This window comes from uncultured Metabacillus sp., assembly GCF_947503125.1.
Lineage (GTDB): Bacteria > Bacillota > Bacilli > Bacillales > Bacillaceae > Metabacillus.
The window spans coordinates 1-25,672 of record NZ_CANNCR010000013.1 but is presented as its reverse complement, the minus strand read 5'-3'; the positions used below and the strand labels follow the sequence as shown (position 1 = coordinate 25,672).

20 protein-coding genes are annotated in these 25,672 nt (G+C 38.6%); 2 read left to right on the top strand and 18 right to left on the bottom strand.

Annotated elements, in window-relative coordinates; genetic code table 11:
- Positions 1-49: 49 nt before the first annotated feature.
- The 16 genes from Q1B07_RS11235 to rocF all read right to left on the bottom strand — a co-directional run bounded on the left by Q1B07_RS11235 (position 50) and on the right by rocF (position 20,834).
- A complete protein-coding gene (locus Q1B07_RS11235) occupies positions 50-691 on the bottom strand; it encodes a protein kinase family protein (RefSeq protein ID WP_299089416.1) in 642 nt (213 codons plus the stop codon).
- Between the two features lie 524 nt (positions 692-1,215).
- Positions 1,216-2,430 (bottom strand): response regulator, encoded by a 1,215-nt coding sequence (locus Q1B07_RS11230; protein WP_299089418.1) that lies wholly within the window; start codon positions 2,428-2,430, stop codon positions 1,216-1,218.
- A 14-nt stretch (positions 2,431-2,444) separates the two neighbouring features.
- On the bottom strand, positions 2,445-4,253 hold the full coding sequence (locus Q1B07_RS11225; protein WP_366945183.1) for a sensor histidine kinase: 1,809 nt from the start codon (positions 4,251-4,253) through the stop codon (positions 2,445-2,447).
- 27 nt (positions 4,254-4,280) lie between these two features.
- The gene (locus Q1B07_RS11220; RefSeq protein ID WP_299089419.1) at positions 4,281-5,297 is read right to left on the bottom strand and encodes a substrate-binding domain-containing protein; all 1,017 of its coding nucleotides are present in this window, start codon (positions 5,295-5,297) and stop codon (positions 4,281-4,283) included.
- Between the two features lie 240 nt (positions 5,298-5,537).
- Entirely contained in the window at positions 5,538-6,389 is an 852-nt protein-coding gene (locus Q1B07_RS11215; protein ID WP_299089420.1) for an MBL fold metallo-hydrolase, read from the bottom strand.
- Between the two features lie 238 nt (positions 6,390-6,627).
- On the bottom strand, positions 6,628-7,746 hold the full coding sequence (locus Q1B07_RS11210) for an acetyl-CoA C-acyltransferase (RefSeq protein ID WP_299089440.1): 1,119 nt from the start codon (positions 7,744-7,746) through the stop codon (positions 6,628-6,630).
- On the bottom strand, positions 7,742-9,205 hold the full coding sequence (locus Q1B07_RS11205; RefSeq protein WP_299089421.1) for an AMP-binding protein: 1,464 nt from the start codon (positions 9,203-9,205) through the stop codon (positions 7,742-7,744). The genes Q1B07_RS11210 and Q1B07_RS11205 overlap by 5 nt, the downstream gene beginning before the upstream one ends.
- Positions 9,206-9,242: 37 nt before the next feature.
- A complete protein-coding gene (locus Q1B07_RS11200) occupies positions 9,243-9,806 on the bottom strand; it encodes a biotin transporter BioY (protein ID WP_299089422.1) in 564 nt (187 codons plus the stop codon).
- Between the two features lie 188 nt (positions 9,807-9,994).
- Entirely contained in the window at positions 9,995-11,803 is a 1,809-nt protein-coding gene (locus Q1B07_RS11195) for an IucA/IucC family siderophore biosynthesis protein (protein WP_299089423.1), read from the bottom strand.
- A 26-nt stretch (positions 11,804-11,829) separates the two neighbouring features.
- Complete coding sequence (locus Q1B07_RS11190) at positions 11,830-13,128, bottom strand: lysine N(6)-hydroxylase/L-ornithine N(5)-oxygenase family protein (protein ID WP_299089425.1); 1,299 nt, start codon at positions 13,126-13,128, stop codon at positions 11,830-11,832.
- A complete protein-coding gene (locus tag Q1B07_RS11185; protein WP_299089427.1) occupies positions 13,098-13,703 on the bottom strand; it encodes a GNAT family N-acetyltransferase in 606 nt (201 codons plus the stop codon). The genes Q1B07_RS11190 and Q1B07_RS11185 overlap by 31 nt, the downstream gene beginning before the upstream one ends.
- Complete coding sequence (locus Q1B07_RS11180) at positions 13,693-15,495, bottom strand: IucA/IucC family siderophore biosynthesis protein (RefSeq protein WP_299089428.1); 1,803 nt, start codon at positions 15,493-15,495, stop codon at positions 13,693-13,695. Before Q1B07_RS11180 ends, Q1B07_RS11185 begins: the two co-directional genes overlap by 11 nt.
- Complete coding sequence (locus Q1B07_RS11175) at positions 15,473-16,996, bottom strand: aspartate aminotransferase family protein (RefSeq protein WP_299089429.1); 1,524 nt, start codon at positions 16,994-16,996, stop codon at positions 15,473-15,475. Before Q1B07_RS11175 ends, Q1B07_RS11180 begins: the two co-directional genes overlap by 23 nt.
- 12 nt (positions 16,997-17,008) lie before the next feature.
- Complete coding sequence (locus Q1B07_RS11170) at positions 17,009-18,373, bottom strand: aspartate aminotransferase family protein (protein WP_299089430.1); 1,365 nt, start codon at positions 18,371-18,373, stop codon at positions 17,009-17,011.
- A 286-nt stretch (positions 18,374-18,659) separates the two neighbouring features.
- On the bottom strand, positions 18,660-19,862 hold the full coding sequence (locus tag Q1B07_RS11165; protein WP_299089431.1) for an ornithine--oxo-acid transaminase: 1,203 nt from the start codon (positions 19,860-19,862) through the stop codon (positions 18,660-18,662).
- A gap of 69 nt (positions 19,863-19,931) precedes the next feature.
- Positions 19,932-20,834 carry an arginase gene (gene rocF / locus Q1B07_RS11160; protein ID WP_299089441.1) on the bottom strand — a complete coding sequence of 301 codons (903 nt, stop codon included), beginning with the start codon at positions 20,832-20,834 and terminating at the stop codon, positions 19,932-19,934.
- A gap of 383 nt (positions 20,835-21,217) precedes the next feature.
- Between rocF and Q1B07_RS11155 the strand changes: the two genes are divergently transcribed.
- The gene (locus Q1B07_RS11155) at positions 21,218-21,550 is read left to right on the top strand and encodes a helix-turn-helix domain-containing protein (RefSeq protein ID WP_299089432.1); all 333 of its coding nucleotides are present in this window, start codon (positions 21,218-21,220) and stop codon (positions 21,548-21,550) included.
- A gap of 95 nt (positions 21,551-21,645) precedes the next feature.
- Here Q1B07_RS11155 and Q1B07_RS11150 read toward each other — a convergent pair whose 3' ends face one another.
- Positions 21,646-23,361 (bottom strand): ABC transporter ATP-binding protein, encoded by a 1,716-nt coding sequence (locus tag Q1B07_RS11150; protein ID WP_299089433.1) that lies wholly within the window; start codon positions 23,359-23,361, stop codon positions 21,646-21,648.
- Between the two features lie 218 nt (positions 23,362-23,579).
- Between Q1B07_RS11150 and Q1B07_RS11145 the strand changes: the two genes are divergently transcribed.
- The gene (locus tag Q1B07_RS11145; RefSeq protein WP_299089434.1) at positions 23,580-24,626 is read left to right on the top strand and encodes a lactonase family protein; all 1,047 of its coding nucleotides are present in this window, start codon (positions 23,580-23,582) and stop codon (positions 24,624-24,626) included.
- Between the two features lie 134 nt (positions 24,627-24,760).
- Here the strand turns inward: Q1B07_RS11145 and wrbA are convergent, their stop codons facing one another.
- Positions 24,761-25,429, bottom strand: a complete 669-nt coding sequence (gene wrbA, locus Q1B07_RS11140) for an NAD(P)H:quinone oxidoreductase (RefSeq protein ID WP_299089437.1) — start codon at positions 25,427-25,429, stop codon at positions 24,761-24,763.
- Positions 25,430-25,672: the final 243 nt, after the last annotated feature.

The following is a 25,672-nucleotide window of genomic DNA, read 5'->3' as shown; positions in this document are numbered from 1 at the left end:
ACTCTTAACATCATGGGTTGGAGAGGGACAGACCTTTTCAACTATTCTACTAATATTCATTTGGAACTTTCTTCTTTGCAGAAACATTCATAGAGATTAAATGTCTCTTATACAATGCTGCAATCCCATTAAGTACACCTTCTGGCAATTTCTTCGGAAAAAGAGGATGGCGATAAAAGCGGTAATAGGCACTTTTCAAGTCTCGCCACTGGGTGCAATTCTTTATTTGTTTAAATCTTGCCACATCAATCATTTTAATATGATCGTCAGGAGTGATAATGATATTCCGCAGGTGGATATCCGATGGATTCAGCCCCGCTTGTCTAACTAAATCCAATATATAATCCACTTCCTTAATATGACGCTCTTTAATAACGATTCCTTTCGTTAAACAAGAAAATAAGGTATTTCCTTTTATAAAATCCATCGTGATAAAATTTTCTCCCGTTTCATAAACAGCAGGAAAATAGGGAATATGCGGGATCTTCTGATAAATCTCTATTTCTTCCTTCGCAATATGAGTAAACTGTGGCGGAAAAACTTTTATCACCTTTTCAGAATCTTTTATTTTGAAAACACAGGCACTTCTGCCTGTTCCAATTAGTTTTAGATCCTGATGGTGCTGTTTTATATGAATTTTTCCTTTATTCATCTCAAACACAATACTTTTTGCATAATCATAACTAGTCATTTATACTACTCCTTTCAGGAGAATAAATCGTACCATAATTTTTAATAGATAGTCAGCTTACTAGAAGAATATAAAAAAGACCTCACCAAAAAAAGTGGTAAAGGTCTCGCAAACAACGATTGTTGCCAACAAAGCCGAGGTAAGTAAAACCCGTATTGACGACTTTCCTGTAGAGCTACTCCCCTTTAAAAGGAATCGAAAATGAAGTTATCATTATTATAATTTTTATTCAAATTGTGGTCAATTAATAACTATCATTCCAGTTTTTCTACCTAATAGATAAAAACTTTTTAATAAAGTAAAAAGTTCGGTATCAATACCATTAGTAATGGTTTTACTGGGTTAAAATTAGGATTAATTACCATAAAATATAGGGATCAATAAAAAATGATTTAATGAATTACAACTGTTGAAGTTTCTGTAGCGGATCAACAAAAGACAAAATCTTTTTGGACAGAAAAGGCCTCTCAAAACCAAAGGGACAGCCCCTCGAACACAAAGTTATGTTGAGGGAGACCCCTTTTTTATATATTTTCCACAAGTCCTTTTCGATATTTAATCGGGGATACGCCCATCACCTTTTTAAAAGCAGTACTAAAATAGTGCTGAGTATCATAGCCAACTTGCTCTGAGATCTCCACAATTGGCAGATCTGTAGAATTTAATAGCTGGATCGCTTTTTTAATTCTCAAATTAGTTACCAGACTTACAAAAGACATACCAAGCTCCTGTTTTATTACTCGACTTAAATAAACAGGTGATACTTGTAATGTTTGTGCGACAGTTTCCAATGTAATGGAAGGCTCTGTGTAATGCGCTTCGATAAATTGCCTTGCTCGTCGTACAACAGGAGAGATAACTGATTCTTGATCAACAGCATCTTTGCAAAGTCTATACACCTCAGGAATCGATTCTAAGCTGCCATCAATTGTTTCTACGTACAAATGAACAATCATTTTTAGACAATCTTTAATTGTTTCTTCCACTCTTTTAACCAAAGTGTCAGAAACTTCTTCCCATACAATTAAGTTGATCCGTCCAGTTTCGTCCCGAAATACGACAGGAATATAAGGTTCAAGTATTTCAACGACAATATTTTCAATTGAAAAGAATAACATTTGCTTGTCTTTATCGTTTAATAACGGCTTATTCGCGTAGTATTCTGGGCTTTGCATGATGGCAAATAACGTTGGAACTTTTAAAGGCAGCTCCAGAAATTCTAATTGCTTTACAATCTCTGTTTCTTTCAAACGTCCTTCCACCCATTCTCGACAAAATCCTTCCCTTAATATAGAAAGATTTTTTGTTATTTGGTTGGAAGCCATTTTTAAATATTCATCCTGCTTTACTGTCTTTTCAAGCTCTTTTCGTACACCATCTAATACTTGTTTTAATTGATCAGGATCAGCCGGCTTTAAAATGTAGTCTGTGACATTTAATCTTACAGCTTCTTGTGCATAAGAGAATTCGTCATGTCCAGTAATAATCACTATTTTACAATGTGGCAGCTTTTCACGTAGTTCCTTTATTAAGGTAATTCCATTCATAATCGGCATATTTAAATCTGCTAAAAGAATATCAACAGAGTGCTCCAATGCCAGTTCTAACGCTTCCTCTCCGTCTTCGGCTTCAGCTTTTACTTCCATTTGAAGTGATGACCAATCCACAGAGTCCCGGATCCCTTCACGAATGACTGGCTCATCATCAGCAATTAATACTTTCCAAACGGTTTTGTTCATCGCGTTCCCCCCTTTTAACTTTTTACACTCATTCTTTGAATTGGCAGATGAATCATGACAACGGTTCCTTCACCTAGTATGCTGTCAATTGTTAGGCCATATTGGTCTCCGTATGTTAACTTTATTCTCGCTTGGACATTCATCATTCCATAACCAAAATCTACTCGTTTTCCCTTTTCCTCTTTTACCGTATAGAGGCTGTCCATTTTTTCTCTTAATGCTTCAAGTTTATCTGATGGGATACCTTTGCCGTCATCCGTTACCTTTAAAACTAATTGGTCTTGTTCTTCTTTTGCATGGATATGAATATGTCCAGGTCCTTTTCTTTCTTTTATACCGTGATAGATGGCATTTTCCACAATCGGCTGGAGAACAAGCTTTAGAATTGTGACATCATGGATTTCGGGTTCAAGCTTGATTGAATAGTTGAGTTTATCGCGATATCTCGCTTTTTGAATGCTTAAATAGCTTTGGATATGGGTAATTTCTTCCGTCAATAGGATAATGTCATTACCTTTACTCAGGCCAATCCGAAACAATCTTGATAATGAGGCAACAACCTCTGAAACATCATCCGCACCGCGTTTTCGTGCCATCCAACTGATTGTGTCCAATGTATTATAAAGAAAATGCGGCTTGATATGTGCTTGAAGACTCCTAAGCTCAGCTTCTCTTTTTTGACGTTCTTGCTGTTCAGTAAGTGAAATCAAATCATTTACTTTTACAATCATATGGTTAAAGCTTCTGCCAAGCATCCCAATTTCGTCTTTTCGATCACCCTTATAACGGATCGAGAGATTTCCTGATTCTACCTTTCTCATAAATGACATCAGCTGAACAATTGGCTTGGACATTGAGTTAGAAAGATAGTAAGAAGCCGTGATCCCAAATATACAAACAAAAAAGACAAACGATATAACATATAAATGAATCGTTTTTACTTCAATAATGGATTCATCAGTGGAAAAAATGCCCACTGTCGTCCAATTCGTAAACGGCTGTTTTTGATAAATAAACTGCAACGTGTTCCCTTCCACTTCCTCAGAAAAATAACCGGAATCATCGCTGTTAAGTAACCGCTTAGGAATTTCCTTCACTAATGGATTTGCCGGCGAATAAATTTCTTCGCCATTTTCATCAATAACCATTAAATATCCATATTTTCCCAACCTTACATTCTTTGTCGCCTCAGCAATGACTCGCAATTTTAAATCAATTAATACAACACCTTTCACCTCTTGTGTTTCAGGTTCAATGATGGCACGGACAACCGTAACGACTTCACTATTTTTATAATTAACATGACTGGTAATGGAGCGATTAGCAGGATGGCCAATAATTTTAAAAATTCCCTCATTTTGAACAGCTTCCTTATACCAAGATTCTTCAGTCAAATTCTCATTAGATCTTGAGTAAAGCTCATTACTTACATAATTTCCGTGGCTATTAACGACTAAAATCCCAGCAACTTCGGGATATAACGTTGAAAGCCCTTGCATGAATTGTCGAATTGAGTATACCTCATCCTCTGTTTGATTGGTAGTTGGTTGTTTCTGAGAAAGAAATGTATTTATTTCTAGGTCCATTGAAAGCAAATAACTAATATTCTGCATGTTGCTTGCATAGGACTCCAATGTTTTATTCACTTGTCCGATTAACTGCAGTGTATGCTGTGTTGCCTGGTTGTCGATGATTCGCTCAACTGTATAACCAGTTAATAAACCGAGACCCATGGAAGGCAGGATACTAATTAATAGCAAGAGCGTAATAATTTTATAGCGTATAGGAAAATTATTTAATTTAAAGACTGGTTTCTTCATCATACTTCAACTCTCGTCCTCTTGAAGTTTTTAGTCTGCATAATACTCTTCAATATTCTCTTTTGTAACAACCGAAATTCCTGTATCGACATATTCAGGTAAAATCGCAGAATGCTCTCCTTGCTTTGTGGGTGATAATGAAGAAGTCCCATGATTATGCTGGAAAAGGAACTGCATGGACCAATGTCCCATATTCCAGGTGCCTTGAGCCAGTGTGGCCGAAATAGCTCCTTCCTTTATTTTATCAAGTGTTCGTTTATCAGTATCAAAACTAATAATTTTAATTTGTTGCTCCTTATTTAATGATTGTGTAGCTTGGGCAATGCCCACACCGCCATTTGCTTCTGTTGTAAAAATCCCTTGAATATCTGGATGTTCCTTAATAATGTCTAATGCTGCTTGTTCTGAACGCAGCTGGTCACCTTTTCCATCTTTTATTTCCACGACCTCCATTCCAGGATAGGCTTCCTCTATCGTCTCAACAAAACCATCTGTTCTTTCCTGATGATTCAACTGATCCGGAAGTGTGATTACCGCTACTTTTCCTTTACGATTCAATAAATCAGCCATTTTATGAGCTCCAGTCTCGCCCGCAACATAATTATTTGTTCCTAAAAAGGATAGTGCCTTGCTTGAAGGAGCATCAGAATCAAATAAAACAACAGGAATTCCTGCTTCAATCGCTTTATTAATCGTTGTGTTTAATTCATAAGGATTTATGGCTGATATCGCAATTCCCGCCGGTTTTTTGGCAATGACTTGCTCCAAAACAGTAATTTGTTCATGGGAATCATACTGGGTTGCTCCACGGTATTCAACTGATACATTCAACTCATTGGCCGCATCCTCAAATCCTTTAATGGCACTTTTCCAATAATCAATCCCTGCTAAAAACGTGACCATTACATATTTTTCGCCAATATCTCCTTGTAATTGCTCTTCATTTTTTCCAAAAGGATATAAATAGGATTCCTTTAAGTAATAGTTATATAGATAAATGGAAAAGATCGAAAATAAAATGACATAGACAATGAAAAGCTTTTTCACATGTCATCACCTCTAATGAAAAATTGTAAAGAAGGACTAAAATGCTAGTATGTTTAACTATTATACACATGTACGTACAATCTGCATATTAAAAATTATGCATTTTTTATTATTGTACACAAATATCATATGAATCATTTCACAACCACAAAAAACCTCTCCCATTTTACTAGGAAAGGCTTTGATCTCCAACCTTATTTCGTTGAGTTATCAAGATTATCCAAACTATTCTTTCATCCGTTATTTATGATAAATAAATCTTTCACCTGGAACCATCATATGGAATTTCTGTGCTGGATAATGATGAAAGAGATAGTCAACAAAATAAGCAGGATTATCTCTGTTATTTGGAAACATATCAAAATGAATCGGGATGACAAGGTCTGCTCCAACAGCTGCAGAAAAGTCAGCTGCCTCACGGAAACTCATATTGCCGATAATTCCTCTAGATGTCCGGAAATAATCGCCGCCATTAATAGGCAGGAACGCAACATCTGGATTAAATGCTTTCACCTTTTCGACAAGCAATGGAGTGACGACTGTGTCACCGCTATGATATAGTTTGACGCCGTTTACCTCAATGAAATAACCTAAGAAAGCGTGATCATTATTTTCGTCTACATCATATTCTGTATGTGCTGCCGGTACCGGCGTAATGGAAAAACCTTTAATTGTAAAGGGCTCATCCGCTTTAGCTAAGTGAAGTTTCATTTGTTCCACTTCCTTATATACAGAAGCCTCACAAGGTGCCGGGACAATTAAACACGTCTGTTCTGTCACCTGATCAAGTTCCTTTAATGTTGCTAAATCAAGATGGTCACCATGATCATGTGTAACAAGAACACCATCAATATTTTTTAACAATGCTGGCTCTATTACTGGGGGAAATGCTCTTTTAAATTCTGATTGTTGATCTGCTTCTTCAATAATTGCTGTTAAGTATGGGTCAATACAAATCCACCCATCTTGCTTATCCTCTTTTATTAACACACCTGCCTGTCCCAGGCTCCAAAATGCAATAGTATGATCCATTAGCTTTGTTTCAAAAACCTCTTTCAATAAAGCTTTACCACTTTTATAAAGCTTTTGCACGATGATCCACATCCTTCTTCTTATATGTACTCCTTACTAAAAGAGTAGATTGATAAGATGTAAGTGTCAACTTATCTTTTATAATGATTATGTAAAATAGATTTGAATAAATGTGCCTACATTCTATCGATGCGGGAAGGTCGTGTATACAGAGTTGTAATCTTTTTACTCGCACTTTGCCGACATTTATCGCTTCTTACCTTTTATTACGGACATATCGACCCAATAAGGGGCTATCCTAAGACAGCCTTTGCTTTTTCTCACATATCACTTCAAACAAGACAGCCAAACCAATCCCCCCGCCGCTTCCAATCGCGGCTAAAACATAGTTACAATTTTTTCTTCTTTGCACCTCATAAAACAACCGGGTAATCAGCATTGCACCTGATGCACCATATGGATGTCCAATCGCTAAAGCACCGCCGTGGACATTCAGCTTGCTATACGGAATGGATAATGCCTTTGAACAGGCGACAACCTTTGCAGCAAAAGGCTCATTTAATTCAACTAAATCAATTTCTGCAATTGTTAGGTTATTTCGATTGAGTAATTGTTGAATGGCTGGGACAGGGCCAATTCCAGGATAATCTGGGTGAACTCCACATACTACACTATCAAGATAGCGCAGTACAGGCTGCAGACCCATTTCTATTGCTAGCCCTTCTTCCATAACTAATGCTACACAAGCACCATCATTAATACCACAGCTGTTAGCAGCTGTAACCGTTCCATTCTCTTTATTAAAAACAGGTCTCGCACGCCTTACTAGTTTCTCAATGTTACGCTCTTTCAAAAATTCCTCATCCTGATTATATTCGTTTACAGCAAGGATTTCTTGCGAAAACAGTGAATGTTTAAACGCATGTATACTTCGTTCATAGCTTAATAGCGTATATTCATCCTGGAGTTTCCTAGTAATACCATATTTGCTGGCTACATTTTCTGCGGCAGCTCCCATGTCGGGATCACCTATTTTATCAGGAGAAAATCGTGCTCTTGATTGAAATGGAGATGTACTCGTACTTTCTACACCACCCGCAATATATCCATTACCTGCTCCCGCTTGAATAAGACAGCAGGCTAGTCGGATTGCATCTAATCCAGCACTGCATTGCCGATCAAGCGTCAAACCAGGTATGCTTATTGGGAGCTCTGCTTCTAATGCAGCTAAACGCGCTACATTGCCCCCTGGTCCAACCACATTTCCAATGATCACATCATCAAGTTTATTTTGAGACATTCTTGCTGCATGTTTAAGAAGGGGGGAAAGTAATTCATCTGCTCCAAACTGCTTAAGCATCCCATCCTTCCTGCCAATCGGAGTTCGTTTCGCTTCTACGATGACCGCTTTGTTAATCATCTTGCACCTTCCTCTCCAACATCTCGATTATTTTAGGACGTGCAATTTTACCACTTGTCGTAAGCGGAATTTCATTAAGGAAATACCATTTACGTGGAATCTTATAGGCTGCTAATTTCATTTTACATAGCTTTCTTAATTCCGCTTTTGTGGCACTTCCTTGGATCACGGCTGAAACAACCTGTCCCCAATAGGGATCAGAAGTTCCGACTACAGCTGCAGCATCTACATCAGGGTGTGAAGCCAGTACAGTCTCAACCTCCTCAGCGTATATATTTATTCCTCCGTATAAAATCATGTTTTTTTCTCGTCCAATTATATATAAAAAGCCCTCGGCATCAACATATCCCATATCATCAACGGTCATCCAGCCATCTTCAGTCTGAATAGGTTGAATGCCTGACATACCGGCCTGAAGATAACCACTAAAAAGCATTTTACTTCTTACATAGATTTTTCCAATTTCATTTTTTTCTGCAACCACCCCAGTTGATGTACGTATTTGAATTTCTACGTTATGACAAGGCTTTCCGACTGAACCTGGTTTTCGCTTACTGTCATCATCTGGTAAGACCGTCACAAAGCTTAGCTCACTCGCACCATAAAATTCATACATATACGAATTTGGGAACATTTCCATAATCCTCTGTTTTGTGATCTCCTCCCACTTTGCACCAGAAGAGATGATTTTTAGTTCCTTATTCGACTGACATCCTTCCTTTAGAAAAGCTTCCAGCATGGTAGGAACAACATATATAACAGTAATCGGCTTTGTTTCGATAAATTCTAGCGATTGTACAGGTGAAAACTTACTAAGTAAATAGACAGAGCCGCCAAAATATAAGGTACTAATTGCACCAAATAAAAAATGAGAGTGGATCAGTGAGCCTGGTATTAGTACATGATCATTCTTATTGATGTGAAAATCAAACTGAGTGCAAGCAAAGCTTTGTACCCATGATCCATGAGAACGAATAAATGCTTTCGGCTCACCTGTTGATCCTGAGGTAAACCCCATATAAAAGGGCATTTCTCTCTTTATTTCTGTTTCACGATGAAGCGGCATTCTATTTATCTCAACTAAACATTCCTCCCATACCATGACATTTAGATCTAGTTCCTTTAGCTTTTCGAATTGATCTTTCATTGTAATAATGATGGATGGCTGAGAGAGTATAATACGTTTCTTGATTTCTGCTGTTGTCCATTTTATATCGAACGGGACAATCACTAATCCGGCCTCTGATGCAGCTGAAAATAGCTGTAAAAAAGGCAAGCCATTTTGCATATAAACCCCTACAATGTTATTTGCTCTCTGCAGTGATGCAAGCCAATTAGCTGTTTGACAAATAAGCTGATACCAATTCCGGTAACTGAGGCTTTCATCCGCTGTTTGAATCGCTATCTTGTCCGGAAAATGTCTTGCATGCATTTCATAAGTAGCAGTGATTGACATCTTTCTTCTCCTTTCTAAATATGAAAAAAGTGAGACATTAAAGTGTCTCACTAGATTTAGCTAGTTTCCTTGAAATGATCGGGGATTTCCGTAATTGGTAGACCAAATAGGAAGCAATGATTGCCTTCAAAACATCGCCAGGAATATAGACAAGGCTTAGTTTTATTGCTTGGAAAAGTGATATTTCCATTATAAATGCTTGTACAGGTATGCCTATAAAATAAATCAATAAAATCCCTACTGTAAGATTAATAAATAAAATCGATTGTAATGACTTTGCCTTAAATTTAGTGAGCAAATAGCCAATGATAAACGCTGTTAAAGGATAGGCAAGCAAGTATCCGGCACTAGGTCCAAAGAAAACACCAATTCCACCGCGTCCTCCTGAAAGAAGCGGCATTCCTGCAGCAACGAGCAATAAAAATAAGATTTGACTAAAAGCTCCTAATCTAGCACCAAGCACTCCTCCAGAAAGTAAGACTCCTAATGTCTGAAGGGTAATTGGAACTGGTGTAAACGTGAGCATAATTGGCGGAACAAGTCCTAACGCACCCATTACGGCTGTGAATAACGCTATGTATGTCATTTCCTGTACTTTCATTTTAGACCTCCAATCCATTTTTCGCAAAACAAGTTTCTAGTTTATTTTATTAGCAAAAATAAATATATGTCAACGATATTTTACTTTAAGTTAACATATAAGTTGAGGTCTAAAAATTTTTTGTAAAAGGAAAAGGCTATATCCAAAGGGTCAGTCCCTTGAAACAGCCTTCCTCAAATAATTGTTTTTCATTCCGATAGTGTTTTCTCGGCCGTGATCGAATAAAGTGCATTTGAAACTACTCCATACTCGCTTGCATGTGGGCGATCTTCTCCGTCACTATACCCGTAATCAAACATTCGGTTTCGATTAAGTGTTAATTTCGTAAATGTCGGACGCAGCAAGTCAAACAGCTCAAAGCGTTCCTTTAAGTGTGGGAATCTTTGCTGATACGAAATGATTTCATCGCGGACAATCTCCCAAAAGCGGTGTTCGCTAAATGCTTCTTTTTCTTCAAGCAGACTGCTTAAATAACGGAAGTGGCATATAAATAAGCCCGTAAAAATAAATTGTGTCAACCCTTCTGGCGGCTCACTGCGTAACACGCTTTTCAGGTCCTTTGAAAGAACGGAAAGCTCTTGCAGCGGTTGATCACTAATATTAACATCATCAACAAAATCCTTCATAATGGTACGTTCAGGTATATAATCTTTCAGAACAAGCACCGTGTTTTGACCATGAGGTGAAAAGACGGTTCCATATTGGTACATGTAGTGAAGCAATGGCGGCAGAATCGCTTTTACTAATTTTCCCACCCATTCTTCGACCGTCAATCCGGATTTTTCAATAAGCTTTGAGACAAATGGCGTTCCCTCATGATCGACATGAACTAATGCTGCAAGGGTGATAGCTCGCTCTTGGCTCGTTAATTGATTATAAATACTCTCCCTCCAGACAACGCCAAGTAATTCAAGATATTGATATGGTGCGCCTTTAACATTCTTGAATACCGGTTGATCAACATTCATCGTTGCTACTTCACCTAATAACCCCAAGCGGCATTCATCCTTTAAAAACGGGTCATTGTCGAGAATGTTTTTCATAAATGCTGTTACTTCAGGTGCAATAACCGTTCGCTCGCCTGGTAATCCGCGATAGACAAGTGTGTTTAAAATGCTCATCGGCAATTTCACATGAAACTTTTCTTTGTTTTTGACATTCACAAAGGTTCTGATCGATTGCTGCGGCAAGTAAAGATCATCGGCTTCTCCTAACGGAATCATCTCGTTTTTCGCTATCTCTGCGGCAAACATTGTGACAATTGAATGATTCCATTGCCATAGATGAATTGGCATAAAATAATAATCCTCAGGCTGAAGATTCAGCGCTTTTATACGATTGTTGAACTGAATGCGAGCATCCTCTGCCAGTTCCTGCTGAATCACCTTGTGATAATTCAGTTCTTCCACAGAATGAAAGGTTGCCAAATTTTTATGTACGGCAATCCAGGATAATTGCACCGGCTTCTTTTGCTCTGGAGCAAATTGTGTATAATCATTGTAGCCAAACCCAATCCGGCCTTTATTATAGGTAATCCACGGATGACCTGTCATTTCTCCTTCAAGCTCTGCATAATCAAGCTCAACCAGCTCTTCAGATAGCTTTGAACGTTCCTGTATATGTGTGTCTGCAACCAATGTGTGCAAATACTCTCGGACTAAATGGCCTGCCGTTGATCCCGATATTTTCCCCTCGCCTTGGATACTGATTAAAAGCGAAAGTGATAAGGGGATATGCTCTTCAAATGGGATCACTACAATCGAATCTGAGATTACAGAAACACTGTCAAATAGCCGTTTTTTTGCTTGAAATCGATAAACCCTTCCACTGCTATCTTTCCATTCATATTGCCCAACTCCATTTTGTTCAGTTATTAGCTGGGGGCTAATAATTTCTTCATAAATAAATTCTTGAAGCATTTTTGCGATCAACTGCTGATCAGCTAGTTTCCAATTTTCCTTTGTTAGCATGGTTAATGGTGTATCACAAATTTTCACGATATCCAACTCCTTTTCGTTATTAGCTACATTCCAAATTGCTGAAATACATTATGCTGATAGGTTTTATACACGGTTTTTCCAGCAAGCTGATTGATGATTTTTGCACTTCGGAATGCGCCCATCCCTAAATCTGGTGCACCAACACCATGTGTATGAAGCTCACCGTTCTGAACAAAAACATGATTACCGTTGCTATTCTTCGTCTGAAGCTTATAGTCTTCTTCGACCATTAATTGTCCATTATCATCCCATTCCAGCAAATCCTCAATCCCTTTTAAACATTTAGGTATATACGGCTGATACCCTGTAGCAAGGATGACAATATCACTCTCTGTTTGCTTGGCTGCTTCTTGTTCAATCTGATAGAGTGATAGACGCAAAATATCCTCCCACTCTTCGATTGCAACAAGCTCAGTTAACGCCTGCAGATGTACGTTTGGTTTACTAGCGCCAATCGATCTTTCATACAATAGATCATAAATATCAGCAATGGTTGAAAAGCTAATCCCTTTATAAAGCAATGCCTGATTTTTAAGAACAGCTCTCTTCTTTTCTGCAGGCAAATGGTAAAAATATTTTGTATAATCCGGTGAGAAGTGCTCTAATCCCAGCTTAGAATACTCCATTGGATAAAACCCTTTTGACCTTGTATACCATGACAATCGATAGTCATGATCAGGCTGTCTTGAGAGTAAATCATAAAATATTTCCGCAGCACTCTGTCCCGAACCAATAATGGTCACTGACTTAGCTTGCAGGGCATCTTTACGTCTTGTTAAATAATGTGAAGAATGAAAAATGCGGTCACTAAATTCGGAAAATTTTTCAGGTATATACGGTTTCGTACCAATGCCTATAACAATATGCTTTGTATTATGTATTTTTTTAACACCTTGACTCACAGAATGGACCGTCACCCGATAATGACCTTCGTCAGTTTTTTCAATCATTTCTACCTCATGATCAAACTGAAGCTGCGACAGCTGTTCAGCAACCCACTGGCAATAATGATTGTACTCATTGCGCGGGATATGGAATCTTTCTAAAAAATAAAACTGATATAAACGCTTATGCTCATGCAAATAATTTAAGTAGCTAAATCGGCTCGTTGGGTTAACCATCGTGACCGCATCAGCCATAAATGGCACTTGTAAAGTCGTCCCTTCAATCAGCATGCCTGGATGCCAATCAAATCGCGGTTTTTTATCAAAAAACATTGCTTTACATTGCGTTTTTTCAAGCAATGCCGCTAATCCAAGATTAAAAGGACCGATCCCTACGCCAATGACATCTAAAATTTGTTTTGCTGCCAATCGGCCCATCTCCTTTCAAAATTTTCTCGTTCACAGAACATCAATAGCCCTGTTTTATCAGGAAGCTCTACCTCCTTTATTGGGATAAAACCGCATTTTTTAAAGACATGAATCATTTTTTCATTACGAATATCCGGTTCTGCTATTACTTTATTTGTTTGTGAAACTTGAAATTTATGAAATAAAATCGTTAGCAGCAAAGGATAAATAAACCCTTTCCCCAGATAGTCCTTATTTCCAATGAGCAGATGAATACCCTGGTCAAATGGTTCAAACTGATAACATGTTTCCATGATATCTCCTTCCACCCAATACGACTCCCAATAACTGACAGGTACTCCATTAATCTCGCCGATCAATAGAGTTTGATGATGATCATTCAAAAAATTTTGTAAATGGAGCTTATATGCTTCTAACGAAATATTCAGCTTCCAATAGGGTATGACATGCTTTTCATGCATCCATGAATGCAGTAAGGTGACATCCTTCTTATAGCTTACATGACGAAAAGAAATCGTCGTTTTAGAAATAGGATCATCATGCTTAAATGGGTATGCCGGTTTTGCTGTTAGTTTAGACACCATGCAACTCACCTACAATATTGAATAACGGATTGTGCACCCTAGTGTATACAGATTGTGTTTCAAGGGAGCCGACAAGTTCGTCCATATCATGAATTCTAGTCAACAGATTGGCTTTGCACGGCAAGGTTTCCTCGTTTACTAAAGAGTTCAATAAATTCGTCGAATCGCCATAATCTTTCTGCAAATCATGTAATTCATCCTTGAGCAGTTGCAATAAACGATCTTCATCAATCAAACGATTGACGCCAAACGCATTAATGAGCCCGAATAAGTGGTTAAAAAAGAAATAATAGCGAAAACGTTCTTCTGCAACATTGTCAGCACATATGGTGTTGCTCTTTTCATTTAAGTCCGGGAGCACCTTTCTTAATTCCTCTGCTTTTGATTCCATGAAATAATAGCCCTGGTTATCCCGGTAGTAAAATGCTGCTGGGTACCCCTTTTCATCGAATGTTACAAGTGAATTTTGCTGATGTGCTTCAAGGGCAATTCCATATGTAGCATACATCCAATAAAGCGGACGCAGACTAATGGTTAAATAGCGGCGAAACCATTCTTCACACACATCTGTGACTGCTTTTTGCTCCTTATCAGCTAAACCATGAATAAGGTTTGCAAGATGGGATAAACCTCCATTTATATGGTCCTGACATAAACCGGCAAGCAAAGTTGTTCTTGCTCCCTCGTTCTGCTGAAATGGATTTTCACGAATGACCACTTCAAAGCCGGATTCTTCTGTGTCAAGCTTAACTGTGATATAAGCAGGATCTTGAACAATTTGAAAGTTAGGATGAAGAGCTGTTAGTTTATCCTTAAGCACCAGCCCTAATATACGGCTAACCTCCACTCCGCGATCAAGCTCTTTTCGTTTATTGATCCGCAGTGAATTGGTGATTTTCACTGGTATCGAAAACTTATACATATAGTCAGCATCTTGATGGTAAACAGTACGCACCGATGACGTAGGGTAATAGCTTCTGCCATGTGGACCAAGATAGGTTAGCTTGCCGGCTTGAATTAGCTCACAAACCGCTTCTTTTCCCAATAGCTTTCTTGCCTGTAAAGGATGAACAGGGATCAAGGAATAGCCATCCTCTTGGCAATACTTCTCTTTAAAAGATCCAGAAACAAAAGGATCTTTCTTTAATTCTTCCTTGATAAGAGCTGTAGCTGTTTTGGAAAGGATCGAGTCCTCTTCCACAATGTCATTTACTGCCTGAAAATAATGTAGCTTAAACGATCCTTTTCGTTCAGGAGCAAAGATATGCTCCTCCTCATCATCAATTCCTTGCCTGCTTTTCGGGGTTGGATGAACTTGATGCCCAATTAAAAGGGACTGTTCAGCTTGCAAAAAATTCTTTTCAGCTTGATAGCATTCCTCATAATCCTCATTACGGTGTAAAAGGATGCCCTTCATATTTTGATAGCTTAAGATCGTTCGTAATATTAGCTCTTCGGAATCAACAGGCTTTTCAGCTGCTTCAGCTAAATCCTTTTGCAAATAGATAACTAATGTTAAGTAATCCAGCTGCTTAACATTATCCATTTTCCATTGATAATACATAAATGGTGAAAATAAATGCCGTCCTGTAATAGAGTAATAGCGAACGGGCACGTATAATGTAACTGACTGACTTTTCAAGGGAATCACAAATACATGCTTGCATTCCGGGTCAGCTAAAGGAAAAGTGATGTCTGCAGCCTCCTTCAGCACACCTTTATCCGTTTCCTTTATGTAACAATTAATCAGATTTTGCATGGTAAGATGATTAGAAATGAACGGAATATTCATTGCTTCTCTCTCCTTTCTTTTCTGTTATGATGTCACCTATCTTTTTTATGTTTTCAATCTGAATCTCCATGTTGCGGAGTGTATTTAATGGATTCAACATCGTAAATTTCAAATATACTTTGCCATTTTGCCTTGTTTTAGCCATGATCAGCTTGCCGCTTTCGTAAAAATAACGCTGAAGCTCAAGATTGACTTCATCAACAAAGAGCTGATTTTCTACATGCCGATCAGGAAGATAACGAAATAGGACAGCGTTTATGACCGGTTCATTCAGGACCTCAAATTGTGAACTGCACTGCAATAGCTCAGCAGTGTCCTTCGCAAGCTGAATAGTAGAGTCAATCATCTCGCCAAACACATCGGTTCCAATAAGCTTAAAGGTCATTAAGACCTTTAGCGCATCAAATCGTTTTGTCGTTTGTACGCTTTTCTCAACAAGGTTGATAATGCCGTCCTTCCGATCCTCTTCAGGGTTTAAGTAATCAGCATGAAAGGCAATATGATGAAAATACTTACGATCCTTAACAAAAAATGCCCCACAGCTAATCGATTGGTAATAAAGCTTATGAAAATCAATAGTGATGGAATCTGCTTCCGATAAATCATGAAGCAAATCTCGATATTGATGGGAAAACAGCAAAGCCCCTCCATAAGCTGCGTCAACATGGAGCCATAAATGATTGTCATGTGCCATCTTTGCTAGCTCCGTTAGATTATCGATACTTCCAAAGTCAGTCGTTCCCGCTGTAGCAACAATCATAAATGGAATAAGATCTTGCTCATGCAATTCAGCCACCTTTTTTTGGGCATCCTTTAGGCAAATCTGGTGATTTTCAGTGGTTCTAACCTTGACGACTGAGTTGATGCCAAGTCCCAGTTGTGCCGCAGATTGCTGGACAGTGAAATGGGCATGCTCTGAACAAAGAATCCGTAATCTGCCTGCGTTGACAGGAAGACCATGCTCCCCGACATTTATCGAAAAATGCCTTTGACAAGCGTGGTTCCGTGCAAGCAAAAGTCCCATATAATTAGACTGTGTCCCACCGCTGGTAAATACGCCATCAGCATTCTCCCCATACCCGATTTTGTGGATGAAATACTGAAGAACCTCTTCTTCAACATATGTAGCTGAAGGACTCTGGTCCCATGAATCCATTGATTGATTTAACGTGCTTATCAGAACCTCAGCAGCGATTGAGGGTAAAAGCGGCGGACAATGAAGATGTGCCATCGCTGAAGGATTGGAAATCCATAGAGAGTTTCTTACGACCGTCTTTTTGATTTCGTTCATTACTGCATCTGTCTCTTGGCCGCCAGCAGTAATGTTTGTTATCTCCTTCACCCTTGCTTCGATATCTTTTCGTGTTGCACCCGAATACGGATTAGTCGCTCTGTAATTTTCTTCTATAAGTAATTTTACGGTCTTATCCATTAATTCCATAAACGACTTCTGACTTTCCTCGCTGGAATTTAGGAACCACTGCCGAACCTTATTTTTCATTTCCTTCACCTTCTATCGCAATCCAAAGTGGTCTTCTGCGCTTTTAATTGCTTCGTAGAACCGCTGCAGGACATCGTCGATTTGCTCCTTTGTGATAATTAGCGGCGGTAGCAATCGAATCACTGTACTGAATCTGCCGCCAACCTCTAAAATGAGTCCTCTGTTAAAGCATTCTTGTTGAATTTTACTAGCCAGCTCAGGAAATGCCGGGTAGCTTCCAAGATGATTGGCTGTTTTTGCAGGGTTAATGATTTCGATCCCAAGCATCAAGCCGCGCCCTCTAATCTCTCCTATAGAAGACATACTCTTTTGTATCGAATGCAATTGCTGCTTTAGATAGGCTCCAATTTCATCTACCTTATTTGGTAATTGATTTTCCTTTATATACTTTAATGTTGCTTTCCCTGTTGCCATTGCCATTTGATTGCCTCTGAAGGTTCCAATATGTGCACCAGGCTCCCAATGATCGAGACGGCGATCATAGATCAAAACTGAGAGCGGGAGACTGCCGCCAATCGCTTTTGATAAAACAAGGACATCTGGTTCAATTCCCGCATGCTCGAATGCAAACATTTTTCCAGTACGGCCAATTCCTGTTTGGACCTCATCTATGATTAAAGGTATATTTCGTTCTTTTGTGATCCTGCGCAGTTCTTTTAACCACTCAATTGGTGCGGGTATCGAGCCACCTTCACCCTGAACGACTTCGACAATAATTCCAGCAGGACGAACGATTCCGCTTTCCGGATCATCTAATAAATTCTCAATATATGTACTGCTGACTTTATGACCATCCTTTCCAATTCCAAAAGGACAGCGGTATTCATATGGATATGGCAGAAAATGCGTATCCGGGACAAGAGCGTGAATCTTTTGTTTAGGACTTAATGTTCCGCTAATACTTAAGGTTCCATGTGTGGATCCATGGTAGCCTCCTTGGAACGCTAAAATCGCCCGATTCCCAGTTGCTGTTTTTACCAGCTTTAACGCTGCTTCGATTGCATCTCCGCCTGTAGGACCGCAGAATTGAATTTTTGCTTTTTCTGCAAAAGACTTTGGCAGTGCTTCAAACACCTCGTTAACAAATGCTTCTTTAACCGGAGTTGTTAAATCAAGGGTGTGCAATGGCAAGTATGATTCGAGGACTTCCTCAATTGCTTCCCTGACTACGGCATGATTATGGCCAAGAGCTAACGTCCCTGCTCCTGCTAAACAATCAATATAGATTTTGCCATCCATATCTGTTACATAAACACCCTCTGCTCGTTTTATGGCCAATGGTAATCTTCTTGGATACGATCTTGCATTTGATTCTCTTATTTCCTGCATAGTCAATAATGTTTGATTGTCCATTGATGTCGTCAACACTGCTTCCATCATGTTCCACTCCTTTTTTATGATTCGAAATTTACAATTGATAATGATTTTCATTTTCTTTTACAATGAACATCTTAAATGATAATGATTATCATAGTCAATTGTTGTTTGCAATTTTAATGATATATACCTAAAATAAAATCTCTTTGTTTAATCAATTATGGTTCTATAGATCTATTCAATAGGCCTTCTGGTTCTAAAAGTCTTTATTCAATGGAAAAAGACCACACACTTTGTGTATGGTCTTCTATAGTAACAAGGGATATCATTTTTTAGTTTTCTTTTATTATTCAGGTTCTTCCAAAACCCGTTTAATTCGTTCTAATGCCCAAGCTATCTCCTCTTCCGTAATGATAAGAGGCGGCGCAAAACGAATAACATTATCATGTGTTTCTTTACATAATAACCCGTTTTCCTTAAGCTTTTCACAGTATGGTCTTGCAGCTTCTGTAAGCTCAATACCAATAAATAACCCTCTTCCTCTAATCTCTTTTATTTTTGGATTCTTGATTTCTTTTAAGTTGTTTAATAATAACTTACCTAATTTATATGAACGCTCCACAAGTTTTTCTTCTTCAATAACGTCGAGTGCAGCGATCGATACGGCACATGCAAGCGGGTTTCCCCCAAATGTTGAGCCATGTGAACCAGGATTAAACACATTTAAAATGTCACGATTTGCTGCCACACAAGAGATTGGGAACACACCACCGCCAAGGGCTTTTCCTAAGATATACATATCAGGAACAACATCTTCCCAATCACAGGCAAACATCTTTCCAGTACGGCCAAGTCCCGCTTGAATTTCATCTGCAACAAAGAGAACATGATTGCTTTTACACAACTCAAACGCTTCTTTCAAAAATCCTTTCGGCGGCAACAAAATCCCGGCTTCTCCTTGGATCGGTTCAATAAGAAATCCAGCTGTACTCGGTGTAATGGCTGCTTTTAAAGCATCAATATCTCCATATGGAATCAATTTGATACCTGGCAGCATAGGGCCAAAGTTTTTCCGGTACTCCTGATCAGATGATAGGGAGACTGCTGCCATCGTACGGCCGTGGAAATTGCCTGTACATGCAATAATTTCTGCTTGATTGTCAGGAATCCCCTTTACCTGGTAGCCCCAGCGTCTCATTGCTTTTATTGCGGTTTCAACTGCTTCAGCTCCTGTATTCATTGGCAATGCCATTGCTTTTTTAGTTATTGTTGTAATTTTTTCGTACCATGGTCCTAATTGATCATTATGAAATGCTCTTGATGTAAGGGTTACCCGATCTGCTTGATCCTTCAGGGCCTGAATGATTTTTGGATGGCGATGTCCTTGGTTGACAGCTGAATAAGCACTTAACATATCCATGTAACGAGTGCCTTCTGGATCCTCTACCCAGACACCTTCTGCTTTGGTAATAACGATTGGAAGCGGATTATAGTTATTTGCACCATATTTTTCTGTTTGGGTAATAATGCTTACTGTTTTATTCTTCATCCAGCTATCTCCTCCTTATTGTTATTAATCACGAAACAAGCAGTAAACCTCCCACTGATAAGAGCCTCATTATAATAATTTTTCTCCTAATAATGAGCCCATTAATGCAACTGCAACAGAGGCTGTTTTGTTTCTTTCATCCAAAATCGGGTTCACCTCTACAAATTCAGCTGAGGTAATGATTTTAGATTCCTCTAAAATCTCCATTGCCAGATGGCTTTCCCGGTAACTAATTCCGCCTATGACAGGTGTCCCCACTCCTGGAGCATCACTTGGATCAAGCCCATCTAAATCTAAAGAGAGATGAACGCCGTCCGTCTTATCCTTTAAATAGGCAACCGTTTCTTCCATCACTTTTGTCATCCCGAGTCGGTCAATTTCATGCATTGTATACACTCTGATGCCTTTCTCACGGATCAACTCTTTTTCCCCATCATCTAAAGACCGGGCACCGATAATGACAATATTTTCAGGCTTTACTTTTGGAGAATAGTTTGCAATAGCTGTTAATGCCGGGTGACCAAGCCCTAAGCTTACAGCTAACGGCATTCCATGAATATTCCCCGATGGCGAGGTTTCAGCCGTATTTAAATCACCATGTGCGTCATACCAGATCACTCCAAGGTTTTGATAATGCCTTGAAACCCCAGCCAATGTCCCGATTGCAATGCTATGATCGCCTCCTAGAATAAGAGGAAAGGAACCAGCCTCGACAACATGATCTACAGCAGCCGCAAGCTCCTCGCTCGCCTTTGTTACCGCTTCCAAATATTTTAAATTCCCCTCAGAATCCACTTCATTTTTACCAGGTCTGCCAATCTCTATATCTCCTTTATCATGAATCTCATAATTTAGCTTTTCCAGCCTTTCGATAACTCCAGCATACCTCATAGCACTTGGCCCCATATCTACCCCTCGCCTTGATTGTCCTAAATCCATTGGTACACCAATAATCGAAATATGCTTTTTCATCATTTTGTTTCTCCCCCTTTGCTGATGCCACAATTGTATCTTACGAATAAAGGATGACTCAACTGAACATATTTACGTATAAATATTCATAGTTATTCAGAAAATAATTTATCGGAATAATAATATCCTTTTCGAAACCATGTATAAAAAATGATTAACAGATTAATAACTTCATTTTTTACTTTTTCATTATAATTTAACTCCAACAAAAAACTAGTTACCTTTTTCTTCATTTTAAAAATTTTTTTAGAATAAAATATATCTTATTTAATAAGTAACTATACTTTTGTAAATATATCGCTTTTTGTAATTAAATAATCTTTCACAATTATATTATTTGAAATAATTTGGTATAATATCATTTAAACAAGGAGTGATACTACATGAATAAATCGCTAATTTGTCCAAGGTTTGAAAAGGCAATGGGCATTTTAAGCCAGAGATGGACTGGACTTGTTATTTATCAATTGCTTAACGGCCCCCAGCGATTTTCAGAAATTGAAGCTGCAATTGGGATTACAGGGAGAGTTCTTTCAGATAGATTAAAGGATCTTGAAACTCAAAACATCGTTAAAAGGGAAGTTTATCCAGAAACACCGGTTCGCATCGAATATTCTCTAACCGAGAAAGGGTTATCATTAGAACCGCTCTTACGGGATATTGAAAAATGGTCACAAACCTGGCTGGAAGTAGAAGAAGTTGAAAATAAGGAATAGCAAAGAGGCTGTCTCGGAATGAAAGGGATAGCCCTCCAACACATATTGTGCTGGAGGGGTCAGTAATCCTTTTGAGTCAGCCTCTTACTCATTTCCTACCTTTGATATTGCACGCGATGAAGGTTTGCAAAAATACCATTTTGTTCGATTAAATCATCGTGTTTTCCTTCTTCAGCAATTCCGTTTTCGGTTACGACAACAATCCGGTCTGCATTACGGATCGTAGCCAATCGATGGGCAATCACGAGTGTTGTACGGTTTTTAGAAAGCTCTGTTAATGCCTTTTGAATAATCAATTCTGTCTCCGTATCCAATGCAGAGGTCGCTTCATCCAAGATAAGGATCGGAGGATTTTTTAAGAACATTCTTGCAATAGCTATTCTTTGTTTTTGACCGCCGGACAGCTTTAAACCTCTTTCCCCAATCTGTGTCTCATAACCAAATGGAAGTGAATCTATAAAACTCTCTAAATGTGCCCGTTTTGCTGCTGCTTCTATTTCTTCTTGTGTCGCATCTAATTTGCCATAGGCAATATTTTCTCTTAATGTTCCCGTAAATAAAAACACATCCTGCTGTACGATGCCAATTTGCGAACGAAGAGATTGCTTTGACATATCGCGAATATCGATCCCATCAATTTTAATCGAACCTTCATCCACATCATAAAATCGAGGGATAAGTGAGCATATAGTTGTTTTCCCCGCACCAGAAGGGCCAACAAATGCAACCGTTTCCCCTGCCTTTATGGAAAGATCAATCCCTTCAAGCACTCGTTTATGCTCATCATAACCGAAGGTCACACCGTCAAATTCAATATCTCCGCGAAGTTCAGCCACTTCAACAGCATCCTTTACATCCACAACATCTGGGTCCGTATCCATCAGCTCTGTAAATCGCTTGAAGCCAGCCATTCCTTTTGGATACAGCTCCATTAATGCACTAATTTTATCGATTGGTTTAAACAGAACATTTATATAAAGAACAAATCCAACAAGCTCCCCATAGGAAAGCTGATTGTTATAGCTTAACCATGCTCCGACAACAAGAACCGCCAGTGTTACAAAACGAGTCATCATGTAAATACCTGACAGGCTAAAGGACATGACCTTATATCCACCAAGCTTTGCTTTCCGAAATTTTTGATTGTTTGTCTGAAATCTGTTATTTTCAAACTTCTCATTTGTAAACGACTGGACAACACGTACACCTGAAACACTATCCTCTACCCTTGCATTCACATCAGCAATTTCACTATACATTCTCTTCCAGGCTTTATTCATTTTCAAATTGCTAACGACGATCAGCCAACCGAGAAATGGCAAGATGATTAATGCCACTAATGCCAGTTTTGCATTAATCGAAAACATGATCCAAAACGCACCGATAAACGTCATAAACGATATAAATAAATCTTCAGGCCCATGATGCGCAAGCTCACCAATATCCATAAGATCATTAGTAATTCGGCTCATGATATTTCCGGTTTTTGTATTATCAAAAAACTTAAATGATTGCTTCTGAACATGCTGAAACAGCTGCCTTCTCATATCTGTCTCAATATTAATTCCAAGCATATGTCCCCAATAGTTGACGATAAATTGTAAGAATGTTGATAAAACATAAAGCAGCAGCAACCCAATACTTACAGATACGATTGCAGACCAATTTTCACTTGGCAGCAGGGAATCAATAAACCATTGGACAGCAAGCGGAAAGGCCAGTTCCAGAACTGCTACAACGATGGCACTGCTAAAATCAATGATAAAAAGCTTTTTATGTGGTATGTAATAGGAAAAAAATCGCCTTAGCATCTTTGTTTCTCCTTTTTGTTATTTAGACTTTGTTAAACCTACTTCTGGATTTTTTCAATAAAAGCATCATCGTGGTAAAAACAACAATGGGTTTAACATAGCTTTTATTTTAATACTATTATATTCGCATTACGAAATAAAATATAGATGAAAATGTTGTTGATTTTTTATTACAAACGATATAATGAAAGGTATCGAATAGGAAAGGAGCAAATATCTTGTCAAAACTAATCGGTTATATTGGTACATACACAAAAGGAGATAGTAAAGGCGTTTACAGTTTTACACTTGATACTGACAATGCCAAGCTTGGAGAGGTGAAAGCTGTTGCTGAATTGGATAACCCAACTTATGTAAACATTAGTCAAGATAACAGTACGCTTTATGCAGTTGTAAAAGAAGGTGCTAATGGAGGTGTAGCTTCCTTTACAATAAACCATGAAACTGGTGATTTAACAAAGCTGAATCAGCAAGTACTTGAAGGTGCTTCACCTTGCCATGTAAGTGTTGACAGTCAAAACCGTCAAGTTGTTACAGCGAACTACCACAAAGGAACCGTTGAATCTTACTTAGTAAATGCAGACGGCACCATTAATCCTGCTGCTGCGATTATTGAACATAACGGAAATGGCCCGCATGAACGACAAGAAAAACCGCACACACATTTTTCAGGATTTACTCCTGATGAAAAATATGTTGTTGCTGTTGATTTAGGAATTGATAAAGTCATTACATACAAACATTCAAATGGAAAATTGGAGGAGGCGCACAGCTTATTAGTAAAAGCGGGCAGCGGTCCAAGACATATTTCCTTCCATCCTAATGGAAAGTTTGCCTATGTGATGACAGAGCTTAGTAATGAGGTAATTGCGTTAAGCTATAATAGTGAGAATGGAATTTTTACTGAGCTGCAATACGTACCAACGATCCCAGCTGATTTCACAGAAAACAGCCAAGGAAGCGCTATTCATATTTCTTCTGACGGACGTTTTGTTTATGCTGGCAATCGCGGTCATGACAGCATTGCTGTCTTCAGTGTAAATCAAGATAATGGAGAGCTTACCTTTGTTGAATACACATCAACAGAAGGCAGCTGGCCGCGTGACTTCGCAATCGATCCAACAGGAAAATTCGTTGTTGCGTCTAATCAAGAAAGCTCAAATCTTGTCTTATTCTCTAGAGATGCCGATACAGGCAAGCTAACATTGCTACAATCCGATATTACTGTGCCCGATCCTGTTTGTGTGAAGTTTTTAAATGTATAGTCATGAAGGAATAATTTCTTAATAAACCAAAAAAGGGGCTGCCTAAAGGCTAGCCCCTCTTTTATGAACCAAACATGCTATTTAAAGGAATCAGTCCCATTGAGACAGACCCCTTGATAGTTTCCTATCTCTATTTATTGATTTCCCTTTTTCACCCATTCAGCAATAGTTACTGTTCGTTTCGCCTGATGTTTTACAGCAGCCTCAACATTTTCAACCATTTTTCCGTTTTGGTCAACTGTTACACTTGTTCCATATGGATTTCCGCCAGCACCAAACGTAACAGGATCAGTGTAGCCAGGTGCTGCTACAATCGCACCCCAATGGTACATGGTTGTATATAAAGATAAAATGGTAGCCTCTTGCCCGCCATGAGAGTTTTGTGCTGAAGACATCGCGCTTACTACTTTGTTTACAAGCTTTCCGTTAAACCATAAGCCTCCTGTTGTATCTAAAAATGATTTCATTTGTGAAGGCATATTTCCAAATCTGGTAGGTACACTAAAGATAATTGCATCTGCCCATTCCAAGTCACTTAACGTCACTTCAGGGACATTGCTTGTCGCATCTACATGTGCTTTCCAGGCTGGATTTGATTCAATTGCTGATTGTGGTGCTGTCTCAGGTACTTTTAATACTTTTACTTCTGCACCTGCTTCTTTTGCACCAGCTTCTGCCCATTGCGCTAATTGATAGTTTGTTCCTGAAGAACTGTAGTAAATTACTGCTAATTTTACATTTGCCATTTGATTCGACTCCTCATCATTTGTTTTTTCCCCGAATAATTTGTCCAAAAATCCCATAATTTCACCTCTTAATATCTTTCCGTATTGTCAAAACTTATATATTAAAAAGTTAATAATTCCTTGATTTAAAGGGCTTTAAATGCAAAAAACTTGCCACCCCCTGAATTTTAGGTATAGTGAGGTTACCACACAACACTAAAACCCTAAAATAGGATGTGACAAGTTGTACCCTCAATTATTAACTTATTTAATGGAATTTATCAAGTATCAAGATCAGGTAATTCGAACATTACTTACTCT

Bases quoted from the DNA above. Each gene is read 5' to 3' on its own strand.
- Q1B07_RS11170 (WP_299089430.1), bottom strand. From the start codon at position 18,373: ATGGAAGCAGTGTTGACGACATCAATGGACAATCAAACATTATTGACT.
- Q1B07_RS11225 (WP_366945183.1), bottom strand. From the start codon at position 4,253: ATGATGAAGAAACCAGTCTTTAAATTAAATAATTTTCCTATACGCTAT.
- Q1B07_RS11180 (WP_299089428.1), bottom strand. From the start codon at position 15,495: ATGAATATTCCGTTCATTTCTAATCATCTTACCATGCAAAATCTGATT.
- Q1B07_RS11230 (WP_299089418.1), bottom strand. From the start codon at position 2,430: ATGAACAAAACCGTTTGGAAAGTATTAATTGCTGATGATGAGCCAGTC.
- Q1B07_RS11185 (WP_299089427.1), bottom strand. From the start codon at position 13,703: ATGGTGTCTAAACTAACAGCAAAACCGGCATACCCATTTAAGCATGAT.
- Q1B07_RS11190 (WP_299089425.1), bottom strand. From the start codon at position 13,128: ATGGGCCGATTGGCAGCAAAACAAATTTTAGATGTCATTGGCGTAGGG.
- rocF (WP_299089441.1), bottom strand. From the start codon at position 20,834: ATGAAAAAGCATATTTCGATTATTGGTGTACCAATGGATTTAGGACAA.
- Q1B07_RS11235 (WP_299089416.1), bottom strand. From the start codon at position 691: ATGACTAGTTATGATTATGCAAAAAGTATTGTGTTTGAGATGAATAAA.
- Q1B07_RS11155 (WP_299089432.1), top strand. From the start codon at position 21,218: ATGAATAAATCGCTAATTTGTCCAAGGTTTGAAAAGGCAATGGGCATT.
- Q1B07_RS11165 (WP_299089431.1), bottom strand. From the start codon at position 19,862: ATGAAGAATAAAACAGTAAGCATTATTACCCAAACAGAAAAATATGGT.
- Q1B07_RS11205 (WP_299089421.1), bottom strand. From the start codon at position 9,205: ATGTCAATCACTGCTACTTATGAAATGCATGCAAGACATTTTCCGGAC.
- Q1B07_RS11150 (WP_299089433.1), bottom strand. From the start codon at position 23,361: ATGCTAAGGCGATTTTTTTCCTATTACATACCACATAAAAAGCTTTTT.
- wrbA (WP_299089437.1), bottom strand. From the start codon at position 25,429: ATGGGATTTTTGGACAAATTATTCGGGGAAAAAACAAATGATGAGGAG.
- Q1B07_RS11175 (WP_299089429.1), bottom strand. From the start codon at position 16,996: ATGAAAAATAAGGTTCGGCAGTGGTTCCTAAATTCCAGCGAGGAAAGT.
- Q1B07_RS11200 (WP_299089422.1), bottom strand. From the start codon at position 9,806: ATGAAAGTACAGGAAATGACATACATAGCGTTATTCACAGCCGTAATG.